We start from the raw sequence: 22824 nt of genomic DNA on the forward strand, positions 1-22824 counted from the left end.
TGTGATCGAAAACGCCGACTTCGAAATAGGACATCATTCCTTTCTTGTGTGGTCAGCCTACAACCTGTATGTCGGGCGGACGGTGCATCGGAAGGGACCACGTGAGACTCTTCCGGCAGCCTAGGCTGCCTCAGTTCTCGCAGCCTGGCCACATAGATGCTTGTCAGACGCTCGACAAGCATATCCCGGGGATACCCGACCGCAGGAGCAGGACATGACCGGCAATCTCCAACTGAAGGTGCAGAAAACGGATGCCGAGTGGCGCGCGCTGCTGACACCGGAACAGTATATCGTCACACGCGAACGCCGAACGGAGCATGCCTATACCGGCACCAACTGGGAGAACATGGCCGACGGGACATATCATTGCGTCTGCTGCGGACGACTACTGTTCGCGTCGCAGGCCAAGTTCTATTCGGGCGTCGGCTGGCCTGCCTTCTGCGCGCCGGCCAAGCCCGATGCCGTCACCGAGCACGACGACCGGTCGTTCTTCATCCGCCGCACCGAAGTACGTTGCGCGGACTGCGGCGCGCATATAGGCCATGTCTTCAACGACGGCCCGAATCCCACCGGCCGGCGCTACTGCACGAACGGCACGGCGCTCGAATTCCGCAAAGCGGCACCCCGACAGGACGTCAATGCGGCCTGATATATTTGCCGTAGACCCAGCCCGTCTCGAACTGGCCGTTCCTGGCAGGATCATGCCAGACCTCGCACCAGCGGTAGCGGACGGCCTGAGCCTGCTTCCAAGGCGGAAGATACGCAATGTCCGTGAGATCGGGCCCTTCGCCGGTGCAGCGCCCGGTCATCTGCAGCACCGTCCCGTTGGGATAGGCGGCCTGCTTCTGCGAACTGCCCGACGGATATTTGCGCACGTTCAACGTATCGCCCCAAGGCACATTGGCGACCTGCCAGGCCGCGAAGACGACGGCTTCGGCACCCGCCGAGAAGAACGTGACAGTGCAAGCCAGCGCAAAGGCTGCAACGGCGGCGGCACGAGATTTCATCCAAAGTCTCCCTGGGTTCGTCTCTATAGTTGCGCTTTTATGATCCGACTGTTGAACCAAACCTGATCGGCATGTTTACCGAGCATTCACGATTCATCGAAGACGGGAAGCAATGACCAAGAACAACGCATTTCCGGCGGCCACGCCACCGGCGACCGACAAGCGCCCGGCATCGGACACGCACCACGGCATCAGCCGTATCGACGAATATGGCTGGCTGCGCGCGGACAACTGGCAGGAGGTGTTCAAGGATCCGTCGGTCCTCGATCCCACGATCCGTAAGCATCTCGAGGCGGAAAACGCCTACCAGTCGGCACTGATGGCCGACACCGCGGAACTGCGCGCCGTCCTCTTCGGTGAAATGAAAGGCCGCATCAAGGAGGACGATTCCTCCGTGCCGATGAAGGATGGCCCCTTTGCCTATGGCTCCTCCTACAAGAAGGGAGGCGAGCAGCCGCGCTTCTTCCGCACGCCGCGCGATGGCGGACAGGAGACGATCATCCTCGACGGCGACCATGAAGCCGAGGGCAAAGCCTATTTCCGCATCGGCGACGTCGAGCATTCGAGCGACCACCGTCGCCTGCTCTGGGCTTTTGACGACAAGGGTTCCGAATTCTACACGGTCCGTGTGCGCGATATGGACGGCGGCGCCGATCTCGATGATCTCGTCACGGATACCGGCGGCTCCGGCGCCTGGGACGCGGCGGGTGACGGCTTCTTCTACGCCCGCCTCGACGCCAACCACCGGCCGTCCAGAGTATCCTTCCACAGTATCGGAACCGACTGCGCGTCGGACCAACTGATCTATGAAGAGAGCGATCCCGGTTTCTTCATGAGCGTGGGCGGCAGCCGCAACGACGAGTGGATCTTCATCGCCATCAACGACCACGAGACGTCGGAGTATCACGTCATTCCGGCGGCGGACCCGCTTGCCGCCCCGCGCATCGTGGCACCGCGCGAGACCGGGCTGCAATATGACATCGAGGACGGCGGCGCGGTCTTCTTCATCCTGACCAATGCCGACGGCGCCAAGGACTTCAAGATCATGTCCGCGCCAGCCTCCGCACCGGAACGCGCAAACTGGACCGAATTGGTGCCGCACGAACCGGGCCGCCTCATATTGTCGATCCTCAGCTTCAAGGATTACCTCGTGCGGCTCGAACGCAAGGATGGGCTGCCGCGCATCGTGATCCGCGAACTGAAAAGCGGCGACGAGCACCTCATCGCCTTCGACGAGGAAGCCTTCTCCCTCGGCCTCTCCGGGTCCTACGAATATGACACCGAGGTCATGCGGTTCTCCTATTCGTCGATGACCACGCCTTCGCAGCTCTTCGACTACAATATGCGCAGCCGCGAGCGCACCTTGCTGAAGACCCAGGAGGTGCCTTCCGGCCACGACCCGGAGCATTATGTGACGCGCCGGCTGATGGCTCCGTCGCACGACGGCGAACTGGTGCCGGTGTCGCTGATCCATCATCGTGACACGAGACTCGACGGGACCGCCCCTTGCCTCCTCTACGGCTACGGCTCCTACGGCATCACCGTGCCCGCCGCCTTCAACACCAATTGCCTGTCGCTCGTCGACCGCGGCTTCGTCTACGCCATCGCTCATATCCGCGGCGGCAAGGACAAGGGTTACTCCTGGTACGAGGACGGCAAGCGGGAAAAGAAGACCAACACTTTCCACGACTTCATCGCGGCGGCTCGCCACCTCGTCGCGGAACACTACACTTCGCACGACCGGATCGTCGCCCAGGGCGGGTCGGCCGGCGGCATGCTGATGGGCGCGGTCGCGAACATGGCGCCGGAAGCCTTCGGCGGCATCGTCGCCGAGGTACCCTTTGTCGACGTGCTGACGACCATGCTCGACGACACGCTTCCCCTCACCCCGCCGGAATGGCCGGAATGGGGCAATCCGATCGTATCGGAGGCGGACTACCATACGATCGCGGCCTATTCGCCTTACGACAACGTCTCCGCCCAGGACTATCCGCCTGTCCTGGCAGTTGCCGGTCTCACCGACCCCCGTGTGACCTATTGGGAACCGGCGAAATGGGTCGCCAGGCTGCGCGAGCGCAAGACGGGATCAAACCCTGTTCTGTTCAAGATCAACATGGACGCCGGCCATGCAGGTGCTTCCGGCCGCTTCTCGAGACTGGAAGAGATTGCTTTCACATACGCATTCGCCCTCAAGGTGGCGGGCAAGGCCGCGGCATAGGAGATAGTACCCTTAGGAACGACCGGAACGTCGTCGAGTCCGGTCGGCTCTTGACTTTCCCAAAATCTCAATCAATTGATTGATGGAGAGTCGAATACGATGAATGTAAGCGGAACCACGACCCGCAGGGCCGAAATTGCGATGGCGGCACGCTCGCTGATTGCCGAGCGCGGCTTCGAGGGGCTGCGGACGCGCGACATCGCCGAGCGGGTGGGCATCAATATCGCCACCTTGCACTACCACATACCGACCAAGCAGAGCCTGATCGAACTCGTGGCCCAGTCGCTTCGGGACGATTTCATTGCTCAATCCGAAGCGCGCCCGCGTGCCGGCCTCTCCCCGCTTCAGAAGATCCGTCTGGAGTTCGACGACTTCCGCGACACGCTCGTGAAAAATCCGGAACTTTTCGTCGTTCTTACCGAGTTGAGGATCCGAGCACGGCGCGACAAGAAGGTTGCAGCCGCCATCGGCCCGATGACGGCCTACTGGCATCGGCAGTGGAGCGAAATCCTGTCCGCCGGCCGCGACGACGGCAGTCTGCGGCCAGATCTCGACCCCGCCGCCGCGGCAACCATGGTGATCGGTGCCCTCATGGCGTCGGAGCGGTTTTCCGACGATCCGGCAGCCCATTTCGACCGCGTGGCCGCCGAACTCGAGCGCGCCCTCACGAACCCCGCCGCCATTTACAGGTCAAGCCCATGAACATGCCCGCACCGACAGCAGAGGCCTATCCGCGCCGCTGGGCGGCCCTCGCCATCCTGCTTCTCGCCGCATTCATGAATCTCGTCGACCTGTCGATCGTCAATGTCGCCCTGCCCAGCATGCAGCGCAACATGGATGCCACCAGCGCCCAGATCGAGTGGGTCGCGGCGGCCTATGTGATGGCTTTCGCGCTCGGGCTGCTTCCCTTCGGCCGCCTGGGCGACCGCATCGGACGCAAGCGCATGTTCTTGCTGGGTGTCGGGGGCTTCACCTTGTTCTCGATGTTGTGCGGCATGGCCCCGACCATGACCACGCTGATCGCGGCTCGGGCGCTGCAAGGCCTCGCCGGCGCCATGATGATCCCGCAGGTGCTGGCCCTGGCGCAGATCATGTTCCCACCCGAGGAACGCGCTCTCGCCTTCTCGCTGTTCGGGCTGTCCGCCGGGCTGGCGTCGGTGACCGGCCCGCTGGCGGGCGGCCTCCTGATCGACGCCAACCTTTTCGGCCTCGACTGGCGGCCGATCTTCCTCGTCAACCTGCCGATCGGGCTGCTTGCGATTCTTGCCGCCGCCATGGTGGTGCCGGCGACCGGTGCGAACCGGGACCTCAGGAACGATTGGGGTGGCATGCTGATCGCCGGGCTTTCCGTCTTCCTGCTGATCTTTCCGCTGATCGAGGGCCATTCCTATGGATGGCCGAGTTGGGCCTTCGTCATGATCGCAGCGGCAATCGCCGGCTTTGCGCTCTTTTTTCTCTACGAACGCTGGCGTGCGCGGCAAAATGCCAGCGAGTTGCTGCCGGTTGCCTTGCTCGGAAACACCAATTTCCTGTTGGGATCGATGATGACGATCGTCTTCTTCAGCGGTGTCTCCGGCTTCTTTCTGGTGCTCGCCATCTTCCTGCAGAGCGGTTTCGGCTTCACGCCCCTCCAGTCGGGCCTCACCACCACGCCCTTTCCCGTGGGCGTGCTGATCGCCTCGGTCGTTTCAGGCCGCCTCGGCCTGCGCTGGTCCCGACAGCGCATAGCGCTCGGCGCGCTGTGCCTGGCCGCCGGCATGCTGATCCTGCGCGTCATCGTCGGCGGGACCGGTGATGCCGTCGACCACTGGGATCTCTTGGTGCCGCTCATCCTGTGCGGCTTCGGCATGGGCGTCGGCATCTCGCCCATGTTCCAGACGGTGCTGTCGGGCGTGCCCCCGCGCGACGCCGGCTCCGGCTCAGGAGCGCTGCAATCCTTCCAGCAGATTGGCAGCGCGGTCGGTATCGCCATCACGGGCCAGATCTTCTTTTCAACGCTGACCGCCCGGTTTGCCGCGGGATCGGCGAAACACCCGGCCTATGTCGTCGGCTTCGAAGGCGCATTGCTCTACGAAGTGCTGGCGTTTCTTGCCGTGGCCGGCCTCGTCCTCTTGCTGAAGGCGCCGCCGGCTGGCGCGCATCCCGGTCGCGGCGGCGCGCGGCCTCAGCCACAGGAACAGGCCGTCGCCGCCGAAATCTGAAGCTCAGCCTGTTGCTCGTGCCTGCGCGGCAGCCGTCGCCGGAGCCAGCTTGGCTCCCTGCGGCGGCAAACGTCATTCCGCGGGCTGCGGCCTTGCGGGATAGCCGTTCGGATGTGGCGGTACCGCCTTCAGATAGGCGGCGATCGCGGCGCGGTCCTCCGGCGTCAGCTTCGCCATATTCTGCTGCACAGGCACCATCGCGCCGCCAACGGAATCGAAGTCGGGCGTGAAGCCGGTTTCCAGGAAACCCGAGATATCGCCCTCGGACCAGGAGTCGATGCCACCCTCGCCGCCGGTGATATTTGGCACCACCCCTTCGCCCTCGGCAGCGACGGCGCCGGCGAGCCATTGGCCCCGCTCGATGCCGCCGGTGAAGGCGCGCGGCGTATGGCACTCGCCGCAATGGCCCGGCCCTTCCACGAGGTAGCGCCCGAGCCGCACTGGTTCCGCCGTGTCGTCACCGAGTGCGATCACCGGATCGGAACGGAGATAGGCCAGCTTCCAGAGGCCGATACCGCGACGGATGTCATAGGGGAAACCGAGCACATGCGGCGGAGCCTTGCCGCCGACCTGCGGCAGTGTCTTCATGAAGGCATGGAGATCGGCGACATCCGACGGCTCCATGCGTATGTAGGAGGGGTAGGGAAACGCCGGGTAGAAGTGCTCGCCCGAAGGCGACACGCCCCGCAGCATCGCGTTGGCGAAGTCCTCGAGCGACCAGGCGCCAATGCCATCCTCCGGGTGCTGCGAAATGTTCGGCGCGACAAAAGTGCCGAAGGCCGTCTTGAGCATCAAGCCGCCGGCAAGTTCAAGTTTCGCGTCGCCTTCCGCCTTGGGCCGGGCGTGGCAGGATGTGCAGCCGCCGGCCCAGAACATGCGCTCGCCACGCTTTGCGTCACCTGTGCCGAGCGCGGCCAGTTCAGCCGCGCTCAGCCTGTTTGGTGTGGTGAGAAACCAGAAGCCTGCAGCGGCCAGGCCACCGACAATGACGGCGGCGGCCGCGAGTTTCCCGAACAGCCGCGCCAAGCCGGGGTCAGCCCTTCTTGATGCGGAAGGTTTCGTGGCAGCCGCCGCAATTGGCGCCGATCGCGCCGAATTGCGCTTTCAGCGCATCGACATCTTTTGGGGCGGCGGCAACGGCCGCGGCCGTGTCGGCCCTGAACTTGTCCACCTTGGCCTGGAACTCCGTCGGCTCTTCCCAGATCTTGGGCGAGGCGGTTGTCTTCTCGCCCGTGTCGCTGCCCGCGGGGAACAACGCTGCGACGTCGATCTTCTGCGCATTCTCGCTGAGTTGCGTGAGAGCAGCCATCACCGCAGCTTGATCGAAAGGCTTTTCGCCCTTCACGATCGGCGCCAGCACGCTGGCCGCCTTGCCGTTCGCCTTCATGAGCGCTTGCCTGTCGGCGATCGGATCTGCGAATGCGGCCGATCCGGCCAGTGCAAGAACTGAGATGGCGAGTATGAGCTTTCTCATGAAGTCCTCCGGTTGTGGAAATGCCGCCCCTTGTCGGCAACGCGAAAGCTGGACCAAAACTTCCGCGAAATCGCTACACGCTTCCGTGAACGCTCATACACAAACAAGAACCCCCGGCGATGCCGGGGGCCATCCGTCTCGGAATGCTGCGATCAGCCTTTGGCCTTCTCGTAGAGTTCCAGCACGTAATCCCAGTTGATGAGGCTGTCGACGAAGGCTTCCAGATATTTCGGCCGGGCGTTGCGGTAGTCGATGTAGTAGGAGTGCTCCCACACGTCGACGCCGAGAATCGGCGTGGCGCCGTGGACCAGCGGGTTCTCGCCGTTCGGTGTCTTGGAGACAGCGAGCTTGCCGTCCTTTACCGAGAGCCAGGCCCAGCCCGAGCCGAACTGGGTGGTGCCGGCTGCGATGAAGTCGGCCTTGAACTTGTCGTAGCCGCCGAGGTCGCTGTCGATCGCCTTCTGCAGTGCGCCCGGAAGCTTGTTGCCGCCGCCACCCTTCTTCATCCACTTCCAGAAATGGATGTGGTTGTAGTGCTGGCCTGCATTGTTGAAGAGACCGGGATTCTTGCCGAAGGACTGCTTGACGATCTCCTCGAGGGAGAGGTTGTCCATTCCGGCCTCGGCCGCCAGCTTGTTGCCGTTGTCGACATAGGCCTTGTGGTGCTTGTCGTGATGATATTCCAGCGTTTCCCTCGACATGAAGGGCTGCAGAGCTTCGTAGTCATAGGGCAATTCGGGCAGTTCGAAAGCCATGGATCATACTCCTTCTTTGGCAATGTCCGGGCAGGTCCTGCTCCGGAAGATAGGCGGGTTTTGCGACAGCTCAACCGCACGATCGCGGTTTGCGCGGAAATATCCGGTCACTTCCCGGCGCTCGAATGCGCCCAGTCCCAATAGAGCTTGCGCGCCTTCCTGGCCACCGGTCCGGGCTGCAGGATTCGCTGCTCGATGCGTGTCACCGGCACGACTTTGGAATGGTTGCCCGTCGAGAAGATCTCGTCGGCTTCCATGAATTCGCGAACCGACAAGGTCCGTTCGACCGTCTGCATCCCGTCCTCGGCGAGCAACGAAATGGTCCGCGAGCGGGTGATGCCGGAAAGGAATGTTCCGTTGGCGGCCGGCGTGAAGACCACGCCGTCCTTGACCATGAAGATGTTGGACGAGCCGGTTTCGGCGACGTTGCCCAGCATGTCCAGAACGAGGGCATTGTCGAAGCCGCGCATCTTGGCCTCCATGATCGCCCGTCCGTTGTTGGGGTAGAGACATCCGGCCTTGGCGTTCGTAGGCATTGTCTCCAGCGAAGGCCGGCGGAAAGGCGAAACCGTCACGGAAAAACCTTCCGGCGGAAGCATCGGCGATTCGTAGAGGCAGAGGCAGAAGCGGGTCGAGGCCGGGTCGGCCGGCACCCCCATATAGCCACCATGCTCGGCCCAATACATCGGCCGGATATAGACAGCCGTCTTGCCATCGAATTTGCGCAGGCCCTCCCAGGTCAGCCGGCAGATGGTCTCTGCCGTCTCGGTCGGCTTCAGCCCGAGCGCGATGGCGGAGGCATTGACCCGGCGCGCATGCCGGTCGAGGTCGGGGGCCACGCCTTCGAACCACCGCGCCCCGTCAAAGACACTGCTGCCCAGCCACATGGCGTGCGAGCGTGGGCCGACGATCGCGACATTGCCCTCATGCCAGTCGCCATCGACAAAGGTCCAGGTCCTGGATTGCGCGGGGGTCGCCAAGCTCATCGGCATGCTCCATCTTTTCGACGTGGCCCTATGCAGAATACCTTTGCGGTGCGATCGTCAACCGGGTTGACGAGAGAATCGCTCGGTCCAGTACATGCGCCAGCCATGGTCCGCGGCAGGGGCGGTGCATGCGGGAAACTCTGGCGACGCAAGAGGAAGCCATGCGCCATTCCGCCTACGTGTTCGATGCCTACGGAACCTTGTTCGACGTCCATGCCGCCGTGCGCCGGCTGGCGGGCAGGATCGGCCCGGACGGCCAGATGTTCTCCGAGATCTGGCGCGCCAAGCAACTCGAATATTCCTGGACCCGCAGCATGATGGGCGCCTATGCCGATTTCTGGCAGCTCACCGAGCAGGCGCTCGACTTTGCCTTCCAGAAGATCCCGTCGGCCGACCCCAAGCTCCGCGCCGAGTTGCTCGACGCCTATTGGCATCTCGATTGCTACCCCGAGGTGCCCGCCGTACTGAAGGCGCTGAAGGCCGACGGCGCGCGTCTGGCCATCCTCTCCAACGGTTCTCCCAGGATGCTGGAAGCGGCCGTGAAGTCCGCGGCACTGGACCACGTCCTCGACGAGATATTCTCGGTCGACGCGCTGCGCCGGTTCAAGACGGACCCTTCCGTCTACGACATGGCAACGACAGCATGGCGGCTCTATCCGAGTGCGGTCTCCTTTCAGTCGTCGAATCGCTGGGACGTTGCGGGTGCGACGAAGTTCGGTTTCCGCACGGTCTGGATCAACCGCACCGCTCAGCCCGACGAGTATCGCGACCTTAGCCCCGACGTCATCCTGCCGTCCCTCGAAGGACTGCTCGCGGCGGGTTGACCCACCCTTGAAGCGGGGCACTTCCAGTCCCTCAGTCGACGCATCGTGCGCCGTCAGGGAAGCCGCCTCGATTCTCGACGTCGGAACGCCAGTGGCAGAAATGCAACAAGGCCGGAACCTTCACAACTTCGCCTTGCTTTCTTCACCCTGAAGTCGGAATTCGAACCGCCTATCGCCCTCGACTTCAACGGGAGGAAAAGACGCCTCGTCCCGACCGGGACGGCCACGCATTCTTTGAACTGCAAGAACAAGGTCATCATGTCCGCGACTTCGCCTGCCTCCCTCACCCGCCGCCGCCTCCTCTCCCTCTCCGCCGCCGGCGCCGCATCCGTGGCGCTCTCGGCCTGCACGACATTTCGCCACGACATTTCCGTACCACCCAAGGTAAAGCCGCCGGTCAGCGTCGATCCCGCCTTCGGCAGCTACGAGATGATGTATGCGCCCGTCGTCGACGAGGGCTACCAGCTTCCAGGCATTCCGCTGGAGAAGATGAACCGGACGTTCCTGCGCCAGATCGTCGCCGATCCGACGGGCGAGCGGCCCGGGACGGTCGTCGTCGACACCTCGACCCACTTCCTCTACCTCGTGCGCGAGGGCGGCGAGGCGATCCGCTATGGCGTCGGTCTGGGGCGCGCCGGATTCGCCTGGTCCGGCCGCGCGGTCATCCAGTGGAAGCGCAAGTGGCCGAAGTGGACCCCGCCGGACGACATGATCGCCCGCCAGCCGGAGCTCGAAAAGTACAGCGTCAGGAACGGCGGAATGGAGCCGGGCCTGACGAACCCGCTCGGCGCGCGGGCCCTCTACATTTTCCACAACAACGAGGACACGCTCTATCGTGTCCATGGCTCGCCGGAATGGTGGACCATCGGCAAGTCGGTCTCATCGGGCTGCGTGCGCATGCTCAATCAGGACGTGATGGATCTCTACGATCGGGTACCCAACAAGACCCCGATCGTGGTCACCAACGGTATCGGCGTCAGCTGACCCGATATAAGACATCCCAAAATGGCACGCCTGTTCCGGGAGTTCCCGGAACAGATCGCCCGGAACCGGCCGGAAGGTCGGTTCAGAACCCCTTCTTCAGGCTTCCCAGGATGCCACGCACAAGGGCGCGGCCAACCTGCGACCCCACCGAGCGCACGACTGACTTGATCGCGGCCTCGGTCACCGATTGACGGTTGGACGGGCGCGGCGCGCGATAGGTCGTACGCGAGCGGCCGGAAGGCGCGGGCTCGGCATCTCCGAAACCGTCGGGCAGCGTCCAACGCGATCGCCCGCCGCCCTGCTGGCCTGCGTCGCGCTGCTGCGCCTCTTCCTCGGCCTTGGCCCGGTCGGCAGCCCGCTTCTGCAGGATCTCGAAGGCCGATTCGCGATCGACCGTCTGGTCATACTGGCCGGCCACCGGACTTGCAGCCATGATGCCCTGGCGCTCCTGCGGCGTAACCGGTCCAAGGCGCGACGCGGGCGGGCGGATCAGTGTTCGCTGGACCATCGACGGAATGCCCTTCGCCTCGAGCGTGGACACCAGTGCCTCGCCGGTGCCGAGCCGGGTGATGGCGTCGGCGCAGTTGAAGTCGGGGTTCGGGCGGAAGGTGTCGGCCGCGGTCTTCACCGCCTTCTGCTCGCGTGGCGTATAGGCACGCAAGGCATGCTGGATACGATTGCCGAGTTGGGCCAGTACCGTCTCGGGCACGTCGAGCGGGTTCTGCGTGACGAAATAGACGCCCACGCCCTTGGAACGGATCAGCCGCACGACCTGCTCGACGCGGTCGACGAGGATCTTCGGCGCGTCGTCGAACAACAGATGCGCCTCGTCGAAGAAAAAGACCAGCTTCGGCTTGTCGGGATCACCAACCTCGGGCAGTTCCTCGAACAGCTCGGAAAGCAGCCATAACAGGAACGTGGCGTAGAGCCGCGGATTCATCATCAGCTTGTCGGCGGCCAGCACGTTGATCGCGCCACGTCCGTCACGCGTGGTGCGCATAAGATCCGAGATTTTCAGCGCCGGCTCGGCGAAGAAGTTCGCCGCCCCCTGCTGCTCCAGAATCAGCAGCGAGCGCTGGATCGCCCCGACCGACGGCTTGGTGACGTTGCCGTAGCGCGCTCCGATCTCGTCGGCGCGTTCGGCTATGTTGGCCAGCAGCGCCTGGAGGTCCTTGAGATCGAGAAGGGCCATACCCTCCTCGTCGGCGATCCGGAAGGCGATGTTGACGATGCCTTCCTGGGCTTCGGTGAGGTTCATCAGCCGCGACAGGAGCAGCGGCCCCATCTCCGATATGGTGGCGCGAATCGGATGGCCCTGCTGGCCGAAGAGATCCCAGAAGATGACCGGGAATTCCTGGAATTCATACGGGTCGAGCTTCACCGCCTCGGCGCGCTTGCTCAGGAAGTCCTGCGCCGTGCCCATCGCCGCGATGCCGGAAAGGTCGCCCTTGATGTCGGCCGCGAAGACCGGAACGCCGGCATTGGAGAAGCCTTCCGCGAGGATCTGAAGCGTCACCGTCTTGCCGGTGCCCGTGGCCCCGGTCACCAATCCGTGGCGGTTGCCGTATTTCAGCAGCAGTTCTTCGGGCCGCTGGTAGCTGTCGTCCGGCTTGCGGCTGGCACCGAGGAAAATACTGCTTTCGTCCGCCATGGTTTCGACCTCCGCACAGGACAATGGATCAAGGGGCCAGCCGGCCCTGGGGCAAGTATTCGGGCAAGGTATAATGAGGCGCCGATGGCGTCACAATGGCGTTGCACGAAAATGCGCCGTTACAGGCTCGCCGTTCCGGGATAGCTTGGTCATTCCGAATAGGGCTGTGATGGGGAGCGTTGCCGGTGACATGCGTGACATATGCCTATGACAAACGGGGTGGCGACCGCGCCCCGAAGAAGTGTTCAGCTTTGTTGCGTTGCGGCGGGGAGCGGGTATTAAAGTCTGCTGATCCTGCTCGACGAGGCTGGCGATAGGGAGGAATGATGATCGGCGGAAAGCTGCTCGAGGACGTCCGGTTCGAAACGTCGGATGCGGCGCAATGGAGGGCGCTCGCGGACAAGGCGCTGGCCGGCGCCACATTCGATGAAGTGCTCGTCTCCCGAACGGATGACGCCATCGCGGTCATGCCGCTCTACGAAAGGGCCAAGGACGCCATGCTGCTCCCCCGCGCCAACCCCGCCACCCGCTGGACCGTCACCCAGCGTATCGACGATCCGGACCCGACCCGTGCCAACCGTCAGGCGCAGGAAGACGTCGCGCAAGGCGCAACCGGCCTGTCTATTGTCTTCGAGGGGGCTCCGAATGCGTTCGGCTACGGACTCCCGGCCAATCCCGACGCACTTGCCAAGGCGCTCGACGGCATCGACATCGCACGCACCCATCTCAGGATCGACGTCCATCCGATGAGCCGCGCGAGCATCGACTGGCTCGTTGCTCTGCTGACGGCGCGCCGCGTCGACCCGGCGAATCTCAGCCTGTCCTTCGGCATCGACCCGGCAGCGATTTTTGCGGGTACCGGCAGGCTGCGCATGTCGGTGGAAGCACTGCTGGCCTCGATGCCGCAGTCGCTGGCGCATTTCTTCGGCCTTGGCGTGCCCGGCGTGCTGCTCGAGGCCGATGGCCGCGTCTTCCACAATGGCGGAGCCACGGAGGCGCAGGAACTGGGCATCATGCTGGCGGCGGCCGTGTCGCATCTGCGCATGTTCGAGGCCGCGCGACAGCCACTGGTCTATGCCGCGCCGCATATCGGTTTCGCGCTCAGCGTCGACCAGGACCAATTCCTGTCCATGGCCAAGGTCCGCGCCTTGCGCAAGCTGTGGGCGCGGGCGCAGGAGGCCTGCTCGATCGCTCCGGTTCCCTGCCAGATCCATGCCGAGACATCCTGGCGCATGATGACCGCGAAGGACCCGGAGACCAACATCCTGCGCGCCACCGTCGCCTGTTTCGCCGCGGCCACCGGAGGCGCCGATTCGATCTCCATCCTGCCGCACACCATCACGCACGGCCTGCCTGACGCGTTCGCGCGCCGCGTCGCGCGCAACACCCAACTCGTCATGGCCGGAGAAAGCCATGTCGACTTCGTCGCCGATCCGGCCGCCGGCTCCGGCGGCATCGAGGCCTTGACCGACGGGCTCTGCGAACAGGCCTGGAAGGAGTTCCAGGCGATCGAAGCGGAGGGCGGGCCTCTGAAGAGCCTTGCCGACAACCGCCTTCAGGTCCGTGTCGGCGAGGCCCGCGACAAGCGCGCCAAGGCCTATCGCGACAAGAAGCGGTCGATCGTCGGCACGACGCTTTATCCGCTGAAGTCGGAACGCCCTGTCTCGACGCTCGATGCCGAGCGTCGCCCTGCGCCGCAGGAAGGTACGGTATTCTGCGAGGCGCTGGGCGCGCTTCGCATCGACGAACTGGTCGAGGGCCGGACATGATTCCGGATTTCTCCAGGCTCGGCTGGTCGCAGCCCCGCAGCGGCACCGCTGAAACGGGCCTGGAACGCTGGGAAACGCCTGAGGGCATCCCTTTCAAGCGCAGCTATGGCGAGCGCGATGTCGCCGGGCTGCCGTTCCTCGACACCTATCCCGGCATGGCGCCATTCATCCGCGGCCCCTATCCGACCATGTATGTCCAGCAGCCCTGGACCATCCGCCAATATGCGGGCTTCTCGACGGCAGAGGAATCGAACGCCTTCTACCGGCGCAACCTCGCCGCCGGCCAGAAGGGCCTGTCGGTCGCCTTCGATCTGGCGACGCATCGCGGCTATGACAGCGACCACCCGCGTGTCGCCGGCGATGTCGGCATGGCCGGCGTGGCGATCGATTCCATTCTCGACATGCGCCAGCTCTTCGACGGCATCCCGCTCGGCGAGATGACCGTGTCGATGACCATGAACGGCGCCGTGCTGCCGATCATGGCGCTCTACATCGTGGCGGGCGAGGAGCAAGGCGTCGCGCAGAAGGACCTTGCCGGCACCATCCAGAACGACATCCTCAAGGAGTTCATGGTCCGAAACACCTATATCTATCCGCCGAAGCCCTCGATGCGGATCATTTCGGACATCTTCGCCTACACGTCGCGGCATATGCCGAAGTTCAACTCGATCTCGATCTCGGGCTATCACATCCAGGAAGCCGGGGCGACGGTCGACCTGGAGCTCGCCTATACGATCGCCGACGGTATCGAATATGCCCGCGCCGGCGTCGCTGCGGGCCTCGACATCGATAAGTTCGCGCCGCGCCTCTCCTTCTTCTGGAACGCCGGCATGAATTTCTTCATGGAGGTCGCGAAGCTGCGCGCGGGACGGCTGCTGTGGGCGGCCTTGATGAAGAAGAACTTCGCGCCGAAGGACCCGCGGTCGCTGTCGCTGCGCGCCCATTGCCAGACCTCAGGCTGGTCGCTGACCGCTCAGGACCCCTATAACAACATCGTCAGGACGATGATCGAGGCGATGGCCGCAACCCAGGGCCATACGCAGTCGCTGCATACCAACTCCTTCGACGAGGCATTGGCGCTGCCGACCGACCATTCGGCGCGGATCGCGCGCAACACCCAGCTGGTGCTGCAGAAGGAATCCGGCACGACACGCATCATCGATCCCTGGGGCGGCTCGGCGTTCGTCGAGCGGCTGACCCATGATCTCGTCGCCCGGGCGCTGACGCATATCGAGGAGGTCGAAAGCCTCGGCGGCATGGCCGCTGCGATCGAGAAAGGCATTCCGAAGATGCGGATCGAGGAGGCGGCCGCCCGCACGCAGGCGCGTATCGATTCCGGCGAGCAGGTGATGGTCGGCGTGAATGCGTTCCGGCCGGAACGGGACATCGAAGTCGACGTGCTGAAGGTGGACAATGCCGAGGTGCGCGCGCGCCAGCTTTCGAAGCTGCAGGAACTCAAGGGCACCCGCGACGTCGCAGAGGCCGAGGCCGCGCTCGCGGCCCTCACCAGGGCGGCCGAGGGGGGCGGCAACCTGCTCGAATTCGCGATTCATGCGGCGCGCGCCAAGGCCACCGTCGGCGAAATCTCGCTCGCCCTGGAGAAAGTATTCGGCCGGCACGTGGCCGAGATCCGCACCATCTCGGGCGTCTATCGAAAGGAGATCGGCCAGAACGCGGCGGTAGACCGGGTCCAGGAGCAGGTCGAGCTGTTCGAGAGGAAGACCGGATCGAAGCCGCGCATCCTGGTCGCCAAGATGGGCCAGGACGGACATGATCGCGGCCAGAAGGTCATTGCGACCGCCTTCGCAGATCTCGGCTTCGACGTGATCGTTGGCGCCATGTTCCAGACACCGGAGGAGATCGCCAAGATCGCTGCCGATCACGATGTCCATATCGTGGGCGCCTCCTCCCTGGCGGCTGGCCATCTCACGCTCATTCCCGAGCTCAGGGAAGCTCTCGGCAGGCTCGGCCGGGACGACATCGTCATCGTGGCAGGCGGCGTCATCCCGCCGCAGGATTTCGACGCGGTGCTGAAGGCGGGAGCGGCCGACATTTTCCCTCCCGGCACCGTCATCCCCGAAGCCGCCGAACGCTTGATGAGCGGGCTGTTGCAACGGGCGTAATAACAGTCATTGCCCTCTTGGCTGAGCGATGTTATATCTTGCGTTATAACATCATGGAGACAGCCATGAACGTGACCATCCGGAAGATCGGCAATTCCGAGGGCGTGATCCTGCCGAAGGAGTTGCTCGAGAGGCATAATCTCAGCACCGGTGACACCCTCGTTCTGATCGAGGATGGCGACGAGTTGAGGCTGCGCCGCTCGGCAGACGATCCCGAGGAGTTCGAGCGCAAAATGAAAATCGCGCGCGAACGTATGAAGAAATACGAGGTCGCCTATCGCGTGCTCGCCAAGTGACCGAGTTCCACAGCAGGGAATTCGTCGAGGCAATGCATGCCGAACAGTTACGCCTGCACGGCGGAGCGCAAGGAATCCGCGACGAAGGCATGCTGGAATCGGCGCTGTTCCGCCCACAGCAGAAAGAAGCCTATGGCGAGCCCGACATTTGCGAACTCGCAGCGGCCTATCTGTTTGGGATCGTAAAGAACCACCCGTTCGTCGACGGCAACAAAAGGACCGGCTTCGCGGCAGCCGACCTCTTCCTCTACTTCAACGGCTTCAGCGTGGAGGCCGAACAGCAGGATATCATACAGCTCGTGCTAATGGTCGCAGCTGGAGAGATCGACGAAGCCGGCGCAGCCGCCTTCTTCCGCGATCATATCGAGCCCATCGAAGCATAGTCACGCCACTTCGAGCGCGACGATCTCCCAGTCCTTGCCGTTGACGGTCGCGACGTCGCCGACAGCCTTGCCGAACATGGCAATCGCCATGGGCGAGACATGCGAGATCGTGCCGTGCGCGGCGTCGGCCTCGTCCTCGCCGACGATTGTCCAGCTCTTCCTCTTGCCGTCGTCGTCCTCGACGGTCACCCGCATGCCGAAGCGCACGACCTTGCTGTCGGTGTCGGGCACGGAGACTTCCGCGCTCTCTCGCCGCGCGTTCCAATAACGCAAGTCTCTCGACACGAGCGCGATGCGTTCGCGGTCGCCGCTCGCTTCGGCCTTGGCGAATTCCTCGCGCAGTTCGGCGAGTTCCTTGTCCATCGCGGCGAGGCCGTTCGGCGTCACCAGATTGCGGTGCTGGCTGACCGGCCTTTCCCCAATATCCGAAAGCCCGGTCTCGTTGTCGTCCTGACGGGTGAAAGCTCTGCTCATTCCAGAAATCTAAGCGTGTCCGAGCGGCTTAACAAGGATCGACGGAAGCATTCCTTCGGATGGCACGGTCCCTGCTTGGTTACGGTCGCAACAAGGAAACTGTCCCGATGTTGAACAGACGCGACCTCCTTTCCGGCACAGCCGGCCTCGCCGCCGGCGGGCTGGTTCTTCCCGCCTCGGCCGACGCAGCTGCCACGACAGAGGCGAATTCGATGCCCGGCGCGATCGACGCGACCACCTTCGGCCTGCACCCCGGCAGCCACGACGATCAGAGCCGGGCTTTCGCCAACTTGCTCCGCACGGCCTCGGACAGCGACGTCGCCGTGTTCATGCCTCCTGGTATTTATCTCGTCTCGAACATAACGCTGCCCCGGCGGGTCCGGCTCTCGGGGGTGCCCGGCGCGACCCGCATCGTCTATGGCGGCGACGGACATCTGCTCCTTGCCGACGAGGCGGAGAAGATCGAGCTTACCGGCCTCGTCTTCGACGGGGCCAACCGGTGGATCGGCGACCATGCGCAGGGCCTGCTCGACTTCCGCCGCGTCGACGAAATCGCCATGGACAATTGTCGGATCGTCGGCTCAGGCAAGAATGGCCTGGCGCTTCAGCATGTGAGCGGCCGCGTCGAGCGCTGCACGATCTCCGGCGCCGCCGAAGCCGGCATCTATTCGGTAGAGGCGGGGCGGCTGCGGATTTCGGCGAACACCGTATCGGATTGCGGCAATGGCGGCATCCTCGTGCATCGCTGGGAGATCGGCGAGGACGGCACGCTCGTCATGGGAAACCGCGTGGAACGCATACTCGCCCGCAACGGCGGCACGGGCCAGTTTGGAAACGGCATCAACACCTATCGCGCCGACAATGTCGTGATCGCCAATAACAGCGTTTCGGATTGCTCCTTCTCGGCGATCCGCGCCAACAGCTCGAGCAATCTCCAGATCGTCGGCAACCAGGCGATGCGCTCCGGCGAGACGGCGATCTACGCGGAATTTGCCTATGAAGGAGCCGTGATCAACGCCAACATCGTAGACGGCGCGGCCAACGGCATCTCCATGGTCAACTTCAACGAAGGCGGACGCATGGGCGTGTGCAGCGGCAACATCGTGCGCAACCTGTCGACCCAAGGCCCCTATACCGCCGATCCGCCCGGTTTCGGCGTCGGCATCGCGGTCGAGGCAGATTGCGCCGCCAGCGGCAACGTCATCGAGAACGCCCCGCTTTTCGGCATCAACATCGGCTGGGGCGAGTTCATGCGCAATGTCGTCGCGACCGGCAACGTCATCCGCAAGGCTCGCACGGGCATCGGCGTCACGGTCGTCGCCGGCGTCGGCCCGGCCATCATCACCGACAATATGATCGACGGGGCAGAGAGAGGCGCGATCGTCGGCTTCGAATGGACACGGCAGGTCACCGGCGATCTGGCCGCGGAAGGCAGCGACGCCTATCGCCACCTCACCGTGGAAAGGAACCGCGTGAGTTAGGCCGCAATCGGCGTGGCAAGCACGGATGCGGGCCGGAGCCGGCCCACATGCGTGCCACGCCAGTTGCGCAATTCGGGTCGGGCGAGGCCGGCGAGCCTGGTCGACACGTCCCCGTCCTTGTGCAACAGCGAAGCGAGCACTTGCGACACCACGACCTCCGCCGCGCGGCTCGCCCCGTCGTCGCACTTGATGGCGATGCCCAGCCCGAGTTCCTCCAGCGCTCCGCAGAACACGCCTTCCGCTCCGGTCTTGACAAAAATCCGCCCCGGTGCGGCTTCCATCAGCCGGGTACAGGCACGGTTCGTCCCGGCCACGTAGAAAGGCTCGGCCATGCAGGCCGACATCAGCCGTTTCGCCGCAACCGCCCTCTCCCGCCCCAAGCCATTGCCGGTCGCCATGCGGGCGAAGCCAAGTGCGAGGCTCCTGAGCGGAACGGCATAGGTCGGGATGGAACAGCCGTCGATGCCTCGGTTTTGCGGCCCGTGAACGGCCCCGGTCACTTCCTCCATGGTGACGCGGACCATGTCCTGGAAAGGATGGCCGGCCTCGACATAGCCGGCGTGATCGATTCCACAATGACGGCAGGTGCACAGGAAAGCCGAGTGCTTTCCCGAGCAGTTGTTGTGCAACTGCGTCGGCACTTTGCCCGCGCGGGCAAGCTCGACCATGGCATCCTGCGAGGACGGCCAGTGCGCGCCGCATTCGAGCGCACGCTCGGCGAGCCCTGCCTTGGCCAGCATGGCTTCGGCCAGGGTGACATGGGCGGCCTCGCCGGAATGGGACGAGCAGGCCAGCGCAAGTTCCCGGTCGCCGAAACCACAGGCATCGGCGGCCCCGCTTTCGACGAAAGGCAGCGCCTGGATCGTCTTGACAGCGGAACGGGGAAACACCGGGCGATCGATCTCGCCCAGGGCCAGCACCGTCTTGCCGTCGGCGTCGACGACGACAACCGCGCCGCGGTGCAGGCTTTCGACCGTGTCGCCACGGAGAACTTCGACAAGAACCGGATCGGACACTTCTTGCATTCCGCAGTGATGAGGGCGTGTAATTCGGCGAGCTGGTATCAGGTCCGGCTTCCGAGCGGAAGGGAGCCAGCCAGAATTCCGCAATTCACCGCTTGGTCACCCAGGCGCCGGCAGAACCATAGCGCGTGCCAGCGAACTTTTCCGGTGCCAGCATGTCGCCGAGCGTCTTGAGCTCTTCCGGCGTAAGCGCAATGTCCGCGGCAGCGACGTTCTGCTCGAGATGCGCGATCTTCCGTGCCCCCGGGATGGGCACGATGAAATCTCCCTGGTTGACGACCCAGGCAAGTGCGAGCTGTGCGGCGGTCACACCCTTTTCCGTCGCCATCTCCTCCAGCATTCTCACAAGGGAGGCGTTTCCGGCCATGTTCTCGGGACTGAAGCGGGGAAGCGTCCGGCGGAAATCGTCGGGGCCGAAATCTTCCGGCTTCTGAATCTTGCCCGTCAGGAAGCCTCGCCCAAGGGGGCTGAACGGCACAAAGCCGATACCCAATTCACGGCAGGTGTCGAGGATCTCGCCTTCCGGATCGCGGGTCCATAGCGAATATTCGCTCTGGAGAGCGGAAATCGGATGGACGGCATGGGCCCGGCGGATGATATCGGCTCCCGCCTCGGAAAGGCCGAGGGCGCGCACCTTGCCTTCCTTCACAAGATCCGCCATCGCGCCGACGGTATCCTCGATCGGCACCTGCGGGTCGACGCGGTGCTGGTAGAAAAGGTCGATCGCGTCGACCCCGAGCCGTTTCAACGACGCCTCGGCCACCTCGCGGACATGATCCGGCCGGCTGTCGACGCCGGACATGGCGTTGACGCCTTGCTTGCCGGCGTCGATCCGGAAGCCGAATTTGGTGGCGATCACCACCTTGTCCCTATAGGGCTTCAATGCCTTGCCGACGAGGATTTCGTTCTCGAACGGACCGTAGACCTCGGCGGTGTCGAAGAAGGTGACCCCGAGCTCGACGGCCCGGTGCAGCGTGCGGATGGATTCCGCCTCGTCCTGACCACCATAGGCGTGGCTCATGCCCATGCAGCCGAGCCCGACTGCCGAAACGGCGAGGTCCGATCCAATCTTGCGTGTCTTCATCAGCTCATGCCCTTTTGTTACCAACGCCAAAGACCCACCGGCAGACAGGCAGCCTTATCCAATCCCTCTCTAGCCCTCCTCTATGAGGCCGGCAGCAAGGAATCCGCCGTCGACGGCAAGCGTGTGGCCGTTGATGTAGCTCGCCTCCGGCGAAAGCAGGAAAGCTATCGCCGCCGCCACTTCCTCAGGCTCTCCGTAGCGGGCCTGCGGCACGCGGCCGAGCCACTGCCGCCGCGCCTCGGGCGTATGCAACCGGGTGATCATCGGCGTCTGGATCGCGCCTGGGGCAACGCAGTTCACCCGAACGGCCCGATTGCCGAATTCCAGCGCCAGCACTTCCGTCATCAGCTTCACGCCGGCCTTGGATGCTCCATAGGCGACACGGCCGCGATTGGCGCGCAGGCCTGATACCGACGTGAGATTGACGATCGAAAGCGAAGCGCCCATCCGCTCCAGCCCGGCCTTGGCAGTGATGAAGGAACCGACCAGATTGACGTCGAGGACTTCCCGGAAACGCTCCGCACTTGTCTCTTCGGCCGAAAGATTGCAGGCAATGCCGGCGGAATTGACGAGGCCGCCGATCAGACCGAGCCTGTCGACGACTTCGTCGAAGGACTCCGCGACATCGTCCTCGTCGGTGACGTCAGCCGCCAGAAAGATGGCATTCTCGCCCGATAACGCCTCTTCCGCCCGGGCAAGGGCCTCCAGGTCGGCGTCAAGCACCGCCACGGGCCAGCCATCGTCAAGGAGACGTTCGGCGACGGCAAGTCCGATGCCCGAAGCGCCTCCGGTGACGACGGCCGATTGCTTCATCTGATCCGATCCAGGATCGACACGTAATTGGCGACCGCGGCACCGCCCATGTTGAAGATGCCGCCGAGCTTCGCGCCCGGTATCTGGATGCCGCCGGCCTCGCCGGCGAGTTGCATGGCGCTCAGCACATGCATCGAAACGCCGGTCGCGCCGATCGGATGACCCTTGGCCTTCAGCCCGCCCGACGGATTGACGGGAAGTTTGCCGTCCTTGGCGGTGATGCCTTCGAGCGCCGCCTTGGCGCCCTCGCCCCGCTTGGCCAGACCCATTGCCTCATACTCGATGAGCTCGGCAATGGTGAAACAGTCGTGCGTCTCGACAAAGGACAGGTCGTCAAGCGTGACGCCGGCCTTCTTCAGCGCCCGCGCCCAGGCCTGCTCGCAGCCCTCGAACGAGAGGATGTCGCGCTTCGACATCGGCAGGAAGTCCTGCACATGCTCGTTGGCGCGGAACGCGACGGCCCGGCGCATCGACAGCGCCGTGGTCGCATCGGTCAAGACGAGCGCGGCCGCGCCGTCCGATACCAGCGAGCAGTCGGTCCGCTTCAACGGCCCCGCGACGAAGGGGTTCTTCTCGCTTTCCTGGCGGCAGAAGTCGAAGCCGAAATCCTTGCGCATCTGGGCATAGGGGTTGTCGACGCCGTTCCGGTGGTTCTTAGCGGCGATCGTCGCCAGGGCATCGGACTGGTCGCCGTAGCGCTGGAAATAGGCCTGGGCGATCTTACCGAAGACACCGGCGAAACCGGCCGGGGTATCGCCGTCCTCGGGAAGGTAGGAAGCGCGCAGCAGGTTGCGCCCGACTTCGGGTCCTGACGTGGTCGTCATCTGCTCGGCGCCGACCACGAGCACGATCCGCGCCGCGCCGGCATCGACCGCGCGGATGCCCTGCCGCACGGCCGCGGAGCCGGTGGCGCAGGCATTCTCGACGCGCGTTGCCGGTTTGAAGCGCAGCCTGTCGTCAGCCTGGAGCACCAGGCTTGCCGTGAAGTCCTGGGCTGAGAAGCCAGCGTTGAAGTGACCGAGCACGATCTCGTCGACGTCCTCGGGGCCGATACCGGCATGTTCGAGCGCCTGATTGGCTACCGTCACGATGAGGTTCTCGAGAGTCTCGCCTTCGAGCTTGCCGAAACGCGAATGCGCCCAGCCAACGATGCATGCCGTCATCGGAATTCTCCATCCTTGATATGAGCCTAGCACGGAGTCACACGCCCCGGCATAGTCAATATATTGTTCAAGAGTGAACGAAATACCAGAGGACGTAAAGAGCCGAACCGGTTCGA

The 22824-nt window shown here is 64.0% G+C and carries 22 protein-coding genes; 11 read left to right on the forward strand and 11 right to left on the reverse strand.

The features are described 5' to 3' along the window. The first annotated feature begins 214 nt into the window (after window positions 1–214). Window positions 215–649, forward strand: coding sequence for a peptide-methionine (R)-S-oxide reductase MsrB (gene msrB, locus JN302_RS28835; protein WP_202329989.1), 435 nt, complete (start codon window positions 215–217; stop codon window positions 647–649). On the opposite strand, the gene JN302_RS28840 is transcribed toward msrB, so the two are convergent. Further along, window positions 636–1007, reverse strand: coding sequence for an SH3 domain-containing protein (locus JN302_RS28840; RefSeq protein ID WP_202329990.1), 372 nt, complete (start codon window positions 1005–1007; stop codon window positions 636–638). The two genes, msrB and JN302_RS28840, sit on opposite strands and share 14 nt — an antisense overlap. Window positions 1008–1119: 112 nt before the next feature. Between JN302_RS28840 and JN302_RS28845 the strand changes: the two genes are divergently transcribed. The 3 genes from JN302_RS28845 (at window position 1120) to JN302_RS28855 (ending at window position 5426) form a co-directional block, all read left to right on the forward strand. Next, window positions 1120–3225, forward strand: coding sequence for a S9 family peptidase (locus JN302_RS28845; RefSeq protein ID WP_202329991.1), 2106 nt, complete (start codon window positions 1120–1122; stop codon window positions 3223–3225). 99 nt (window positions 3226–3324) lie between these two features. After that, the gene (locus JN302_RS28850) at window positions 3325–3927 is read left to right on the forward strand and encodes a TetR/AcrR family transcriptional regulator (RefSeq protein ID WP_202329992.1); all 603 of its coding nucleotides are present in this window, start codon (window positions 3325–3327) and stop codon (window positions 3925–3927) included. Then, window positions 3924–5426 carry an MFS transporter gene (locus JN302_RS28855; protein ID WP_244845985.1) on the forward strand — a complete coding sequence of 501 codons (1503 nt, stop codon included), beginning with the start codon at window positions 3924–3926 and terminating at the stop codon, window positions 5424–5426. The genes JN302_RS28850 and JN302_RS28855 overlap by 4 nt, the downstream gene beginning before the upstream one ends. Before the next feature lie 72 nt (window positions 5427–5498). Here JN302_RS28855 and JN302_RS28860 read toward each other — a convergent pair whose 3' ends face one another. The 4 genes from JN302_RS28860 to JN302_RS28875 all read right to left on the reverse strand — a co-directional run bounded on the left by JN302_RS28860 (window position 5499) and on the right by JN302_RS28875 (window position 8641). Further along, the gene (locus JN302_RS28860; protein WP_202329993.1) at window positions 5499–6452 is read right to left on the reverse strand and encodes a cytochrome c; all 954 of its coding nucleotides are present in this window, start codon (window positions 6450–6452) and stop codon (window positions 5499–5501) included. 7 nt (window positions 6453–6459) lie between these two features. Continuing rightward, window positions 6460–6900 (reverse strand): c-type cytochrome, encoded by a 441-nt coding sequence (locus tag JN302_RS28865; RefSeq protein ID WP_202307642.1) that lies wholly within the window; start codon window positions 6898–6900, stop codon window positions 6460–6462. Between the two features lie 152 nt (window positions 6901–7052). Further along, the gene (locus JN302_RS28870; protein WP_202307644.1) at window positions 7053–7655 is read right to left on the reverse strand and encodes a superoxide dismutase; all 603 of its coding nucleotides are present in this window, start codon (window positions 7653–7655) and stop codon (window positions 7053–7055) included. Between the two features lie 107 nt (window positions 7656–7762). Next, window positions 7763–8641, reverse strand: coding sequence for a branched-chain amino acid aminotransferase (locus JN302_RS28875; protein ID WP_202307646.1), 879 nt, complete (start codon window positions 8639–8641; stop codon window positions 7763–7765). Window positions 8642–8802: 161 nt separating this feature from the next. Here JN302_RS28875 and JN302_RS28880 point away from each other — a divergent pair, with 161 nt between their 5' ends. Next, a complete protein-coding gene (locus JN302_RS28880; RefSeq protein ID WP_202315109.1) occupies window positions 8803–9465 on the forward strand; it encodes a haloacid dehalogenase type II in 663 nt (220 codons plus the stop codon). Window positions 9466–9723: 258 nt separating this feature from the next. Then, a complete protein-coding gene (locus JN302_RS28885) occupies window positions 9724–10449 on the forward strand; it encodes a L,D-transpeptidase (RefSeq protein WP_202329994.1) in 726 nt (241 codons plus the stop codon). Between the two features lie 82 nt (window positions 10450–10531). On the opposite strand, the gene JN302_RS28890 is transcribed toward JN302_RS28885, so the two are convergent. Then, window positions 10532–12100, reverse strand: coding sequence for a helicase HerA-like C-terminal domain-containing protein (locus tag JN302_RS28890; RefSeq protein ID WP_202307648.1), 1569 nt, complete (start codon window positions 12098–12100; stop codon window positions 10532–10534). 326 nt (window positions 12101–12426) lie between these two features. On the opposite strand from JN302_RS28890, the gene JN302_RS28895 reads away from it, so the two are divergent. The 4 genes from JN302_RS28895 (at window position 12427) to JN302_RS28910 (ending at window position 16671) form a co-directional block, all read left to right on the forward strand. Next, complete coding sequence (locus JN302_RS28895) at window positions 12427–13869, forward strand: methylmalonyl-CoA mutase subunit beta (protein WP_202334483.1); 1443 nt, start codon at window positions 12427–12429, stop codon at window positions 13867–13869. Further along, complete coding sequence (gene scpA, locus JN302_RS28900) at window positions 13866–15992, forward strand: methylmalonyl-CoA mutase (RefSeq protein ID WP_202329995.1); 2127 nt, start codon at window positions 13866–13868, stop codon at window positions 15990–15992. The genes JN302_RS28895 and scpA overlap by 4 nt, the downstream gene beginning before the upstream one ends. Window positions 15993–16057: 65 nt before the next feature. Then, the gene (locus JN302_RS28905; protein WP_202307651.1) at window positions 16058–16288 is read left to right on the forward strand and encodes an AbrB/MazE/SpoVT family DNA-binding domain-containing protein; all 231 of its coding nucleotides are present in this window, start codon (window positions 16058–16060) and stop codon (window positions 16286–16288) included. Beyond that, complete coding sequence (locus JN302_RS28910) at window positions 16285–16671, forward strand: type II toxin-antitoxin system death-on-curing family toxin (protein WP_202307652.1); 387 nt, start codon at window positions 16285–16287, stop codon at window positions 16669–16671. Before JN302_RS28905 ends, JN302_RS28910 begins: the two co-directional genes overlap by 4 nt. Here JN302_RS28910 and greA read toward each other — a convergent pair whose 3' ends face one another. Continuing rightward, window positions 16672–17145, reverse strand: coding sequence for a transcription elongation factor GreA (gene greA / locus JN302_RS28915; protein ID WP_202307654.1), 474 nt, complete (start codon window positions 17143–17145; stop codon window positions 16672–16674). Window positions 17146–17252: 107 nt separating this feature from the next. On the opposite strand from greA, the gene JN302_RS28920 reads away from it, so the two are divergent. After that, complete coding sequence (locus JN302_RS28920; protein ID WP_202329996.1) at window positions 17253–18626, forward strand: TIGR03808 family TAT-translocated repetitive protein; 1374 nt, start codon at window positions 17253–17255, stop codon at window positions 18624–18626. Here JN302_RS28920 and JN302_RS28925 read toward each other — a convergent pair. From JN302_RS28925 to JN302_RS28940, 4 genes are all read right to left on the reverse strand, one after another. Further along, window positions 18623–19642 carry an asparaginase gene (locus JN302_RS28925; protein WP_202329997.1) on the reverse strand — a complete coding sequence of 340 codons (1020 nt, stop codon included), beginning with the start codon at window positions 19640–19642 and terminating at the stop codon, window positions 18623–18625. The genes JN302_RS28920 and JN302_RS28925 overlap by 4 nt on opposite strands. Window positions 19643–19736: 94 nt before the next feature. After that, a complete protein-coding gene (locus JN302_RS28930; protein ID WP_202329998.1) occupies window positions 19737–20732 on the reverse strand; it encodes an aldo/keto reductase in 996 nt (331 codons plus the stop codon). 69 nt (window positions 20733–20801) lie between these two features. Then, the gene (locus JN302_RS28935) at window positions 20802–21545 is read right to left on the reverse strand and encodes an SDR family NAD(P)-dependent oxidoreductase (RefSeq protein ID WP_202307658.1); all 744 of its coding nucleotides are present in this window, start codon (window positions 21543–21545) and stop codon (window positions 20802–20804) included. After that, window positions 21542–22708, reverse strand: a complete 1167-nt coding sequence (locus JN302_RS28940) for an acetyl-CoA acetyltransferase (RefSeq protein ID WP_202307659.1) — start codon at window positions 22706–22708, stop codon at window positions 21542–21544. Before JN302_RS28940 ends, JN302_RS28935 begins: the two co-directional genes overlap by 4 nt. Window positions 22709–22824 lie beyond the last annotated feature (116 nt).

It is taken from the genome of Mesorhizobium sp. L-8-3, from assembly GCF_016756615.1.
Classification (GTDB): Bacteria; Pseudomonadota; Alphaproteobacteria; order Rhizobiales; family Rhizobiaceae.

Excerpts from the sequence above, each read along its gene's own strand:
- msrB (WP_202329989.1), top strand. The coding sequence starts at position 215 with ATGACCGGCAATCTCCAACTGAAGGTGCAGAAAACGGATGCCGAGTGG.
- JN302_RS28840 (WP_202329990.1), bottom strand. The coding sequence starts at position 1,007 with ATGAAATCTCGTGCCGCCGCCGTTGCAGCCTTTGCGCTGGCTTGCACT.
- JN302_RS28845 (WP_202329991.1), top strand. The coding sequence starts at position 1,120 with ATGACCAAGAACAACGCATTTCCGGCGGCCACGCCACCGGCGACCGAC.
- JN302_RS28850 (WP_202329992.1), top strand. The coding sequence starts at position 3,325 with ATGAATGTAAGCGGAACCACGACCCGCAGGGCCGAAATTGCGATGGCG.
- JN302_RS28855 (WP_244845985.1), top strand. The coding sequence starts at position 3,924 with ATGAACATGCCCGCACCGACAGCAGAGGCCTATCCGCGCCGCTGGGCG.
- JN302_RS28865 (WP_202307642.1), bottom strand. The coding sequence starts at position 6,900 with ATGAGAAAGCTCATACTCGCCATCTCAGTTCTTGCACTGGCCGGATCG.
- JN302_RS28870 (WP_202307644.1), bottom strand. The coding sequence starts at position 7,655 with ATGGCTTTCGAACTGCCCGAATTGCCCTATGACTACGAAGCTCTGCAG.
- JN302_RS28875 (WP_202307646.1), bottom strand. The coding sequence starts at position 8,641 with ATGAGCTTGGCGACCCCCGCGCAATCCAGGACCTGGACCTTTGTCGAT.
- JN302_RS28880 (WP_202315109.1), top strand. The coding sequence starts at position 8,803 with ATGCGCCATTCCGCCTACGTGTTCGATGCCTACGGAACCTTGTTCGAC.
- JN302_RS28885 (WP_202329994.1), top strand. The coding sequence starts at position 9,724 with ATGTCCGCGACTTCGCCTGCCTCCCTCACCCGCCGCCGCCTCCTCTCC.
- JN302_RS28890 (WP_202307648.1), bottom strand. The coding sequence starts at position 12,100 with ATGGCGGACGAAAGCAGTATTTTCCTCGGTGCCAGCCGCAAGCCGGAC.
- JN302_RS28895 (WP_202334483.1), top strand. The coding sequence starts at position 12,427 with ATGATCGGCGGAAAGCTGCTCGAGGACGTCCGGTTCGAAACGTCGGAT.
- scpA (WP_202329995.1), top strand. The coding sequence starts at position 13,866 with ATGATTCCGGATTTCTCCAGGCTCGGCTGGTCGCAGCCCCGCAGCGGC.
- JN302_RS28905 (WP_202307651.1), top strand. The coding sequence starts at position 16,058 with ATGAACGTGACCATCCGGAAGATCGGCAATTCCGAGGGCGTGATCCTG.
- greA (WP_202307654.1), bottom strand. The coding sequence starts at position 17,145 with ATGAGCAGAGCTTTCACCCGTCAGGACGACAACGAGACCGGGCTTTCG.
- JN302_RS28920 (WP_202329996.1), top strand. The coding sequence starts at position 17,253 with ATGTTGAACAGACGCGACCTCCTTTCCGGCACAGCCGGCCTCGCCGCC.
- JN302_RS28930 (WP_202329998.1), bottom strand. The coding sequence starts at position 20,732 with ATGAAGACACGCAAGATTGGATCGGACCTCGCCGTTTCGGCAGTCGGG.
- JN302_RS28935 (WP_202307658.1), bottom strand. The coding sequence starts at position 21,545 with ATGAAGCAATCGGCCGTCGTCACCGGAGGCGCTTCGGGCATCGGACTT.
- JN302_RS28940 (WP_202307659.1), bottom strand. The coding sequence starts at position 22,708 with ATGACGGCATGCATCGTTGGCTGGGCGCATTCGCGTTTCGGCAAGCTC.